Raw genomic sequence first — 2,570 nt, 5'->3', positions numbered from 1 at the left:
GCTTCCGGGCCGGAAGCGCCTCCCGAGCCTCGCGAAGACGGCGCGCGCCAGGACCTCGGAGCCCCATCAGCGAGGCCCTCGGGCGGGAACTAATTCTAAGGAAAGGGTCCCATGCGGTCCGGACCCCTTAAGGCTCCGACTTTCGACCCACCCCCGGTCGGCCATCCGGTCGAGACGGCTCGGCGTGTAGTCACGCCACCAACGCTTGATCGCCTCGACCTGCTCGCTGCGATGCATGCTCCGATCCAGATCGCGATCGACCCGCTCGATGCACTCGGTCTCGGGCGTGAGGACGAGGATCGTCTCGTCCGCGCCGAGCATGCGCGCCCAGCGGCGCCGCGTGGATGCGATAGGCGCGCCGGTTATGAACCACGCTCGATGTGCTGATCCTGCATACGAGGCCAGGGCGATCAGACGCCGGTTGCGCTCACGCATCGCTCGCATGCGCAACGTCCGGTCGGTCGACCGTGGATCGCCCATCTCGTGCACGATATCGTCGAGGTCGATGACGATGTCGCTTGAGCAACGATGCTCGGCAACATAGGTGGACTTGCCGCCAGCGGGAGGACCACAGACGAGGGTCACGGGGATGGCTGAGGCTCGCACAACAGGCCAAACGACCTCGTCGGGAATGTGAACGTGGCCGGGGGCGCTGCCCGCGTTGAACGGATGGTTCGGGTCGGTCGGCAGGCCGTCGCGGCCGATGCGGCTGGCATAGCCTCGCGTCTCGACCTGCTGGGCGTCGCGGTTGTGATGCTCGGTGCAGAGCGGCACCCAGCGTGAGCGGTCCCAGAAGATGGCGCGATCGCCACGGTGCGGCGTCGAGTGGTGGACGTGACGGGCAGGCGTGACACGACCGGCCTCGGCGCATGTCACGCAATGCGGATGGCGAGCGAGGAACGCAGCCCGGGCCCGATCCCAGCGGGTGTCGTAACCTCGGGTGCGGGGAGATGGGCGGGCCATGAGCCCGTCCCATCTCTACCCCGGCGAGGGCCGGCGCAACGTGAAAGGTCGGCAAAAGTCGGCAATCCGCGGCACTGCGCGGCGATCAGCCCTGCCTCTCCAGCTCGCGGACCCATGCATGCAGGCTGGAGCGGCGGGCGCAGAGGCGGCCACCGAGGCGGAAAACGGGCATGCGGCTCGTCTGCATCGCCCTATAGAGCCGGCGGGGGTGAGCGCCGCGGCCCCAGATGTAGGCCGCCACCTGGTCGGCGCCGTCGAGGAGATCATCGGCGATCGGCGGAAGAGGAGACTCGGCGGCGGGCGTGTCCTGCATCACGCCTTATCCAGATCGGCGAGGGCGGCCCTGGCCACGCGGCGGACCCACGTCGTGAACTCCCACTGCTGACGACGATACTCGGCGGCTGCGGCCTCCTGGTGCGCAGCCAGCATCGCCCGAACCTCCGGGCTTCGGCGCGTCCGGCGAGCGGACCGCGCTGCCGGTGGCGGGTTCATCGGAGAGGCGCGCCCATCAGGGGCCTGGGCAAAGCGCCTCATCGGGTGCTCCGTCGTCGAAAGGACGTTGGCGGCGGCGTGAGCGGGATCCAATGGCTCGGGCTGATCAGTTGTAGATGCCAACCGTTCTCCGAATGGTCGTCCGGCGCTTCGACGTACCAATCGCCGCTGAACACGATGCCGACGTTGTAGCCTTCCGCCTTGCTCCACGTCAGAGCGGTTCCATCCTCGTAGTAATGCCGCTTGAGCTGCGGCCACTCGGAAATGCGACGCCACGGCGAGGGCAGCGCGCCCGAAAGGCGCGCGCCTGCCAACAGCGAGAGGTGAGAACGAGGATGTCTCGGATGTCTCACCGGGACACCGCCATGGTCGGGGAGACGCGCGCTTGAAGCGCGCTCCCTTCCGCTGATCCAGGAGTCACAGACTCCAAGTTCTGAAGGGGTTCTATAGGAACCGGCAAGATCCTGCCGGTTTGAGAACGCGGAATTGCCGGTTTACCGGGCTCCGTAAAACCTCTGAGAATTGCCGGTTTATGGGCCTTGGTAGACCGGCAATTTTCTGCCGGTTTAGCGTCGGGCCGAATGAGCGGTCGATAGGTGTGTCGATTGCCCTTCCCGCGCCCCTTCAGGGTTCCGGTTTCGAGCAGGCCGGCAGCCTCGAGCGCGTGAATTGCATCCCGAACCGTGCGCTCGTTCAGCCGCGTCTTGCTGACGATCAGACGCTGAGATGGGAATGCGAGCCCTGACGCGCGGTTCACATGTTCGCAGATCGTATAGGCGACGACGAAGCATCGGGGCGGCAGCTGCCGCCCTTGCCGAACCAATTCGAGCCACTGGTCGCGCTGCTTGATGGAGAACTCTTCGCTCATGCCGCGCCCTCAGGCTTGTTGGGCGTGAGCACCTGGCGCCACAGCTCGGCCTGCACGGCAGCGCGGTACGCGGAGACCTCGACCGCAATCGCCTCCGGAGCGACGCCTTTCCGGGCGAGCGTCTTCACGAGCTTGTCCAACTGCATCTGCAGGTGGGATTCCGCCACGCGGGGCGTCGCCGTCGCCATGTATGCGGCCGTCTTGCGGATCTGGCCCACACGCCGGGCGGCCGGGAAGGGGACGATCA

Annotated in this window: 4 protein-coding genes; all 4 read right to left on the bottom strand. The window is 66.8% G+C overall.

The genetic code is table 11. The features are described 5' to 3' along the window. Positions 1-66: 66 nt before the first annotated feature. Positions 67-963 carry an AAA family ATPase gene (locus PKD06_RS10975; protein WP_324380212.1) on the bottom strand — a complete coding sequence of 299 codons (897 nt, stop codon included), beginning with the start codon at positions 961-963 and terminating at the stop codon, positions 67-69. An 85-nt stretch (positions 964-1,048) separates the two neighbouring features. Next, a complete protein-coding gene (locus tag PKD06_RS10970) occupies positions 1,049-1,276 on the bottom strand; it encodes a DNA-binding protein (protein ID WP_324380211.1) in 228 nt (75 codons plus the stop codon). Between the two features lie 528 nt (positions 1,277-1,804). Next, complete coding sequence (locus PKD06_RS10965) at positions 1,805-2,323, bottom strand: helix-turn-helix domain-containing protein (protein ID WP_324380210.1); 519 nt, start codon at positions 2,321-2,323, stop codon at positions 1,805-1,807. Beyond that, on the bottom strand, positions 2,320-2,570 hold a 251-nt coding region (locus PKD06_RS10960; protein ID WP_324380209.1), incomplete at its 5' end, for a DUF6074 family protein. The genes PKD06_RS10960 and PKD06_RS10965, both read right to left, overlap by 4 nt.

Source organism: Enterovirga sp. (genome assembly GCF_035325185.1).
GTDB lineage: Bacteria > Pseudomonadota > Alphaproteobacteria > Rhizobiales > Beijerinckiaceae > Enterovirga.
The sequence above is the reverse complement of the archived record's forward strand: the minus strand, read 5'-3'. Positions and strand labels throughout refer to the sequence as shown.

Coding starts and splice junctions, on each gene's coding strand:
- PKD06_RS10975 (WP_324380212.1), bottom strand. CDS start 963: ATGGCCCGCCCATCTCCCCGCACCCGAGGTTACGACACCCGCTGGGAT.
- PKD06_RS10970 (WP_324380211.1), bottom strand. CDS start 1,276: ATGCAGGACACGCCCGCCGCCGAGTCTCCTCTTCCGCCGATCGCCGAT.
- PKD06_RS10965 (WP_324380210.1), bottom strand. CDS start 2,323: ATGAGCGAAGAGTTCTCCATCAAGCAGCGCGACCAGTGGCTCGAATTG.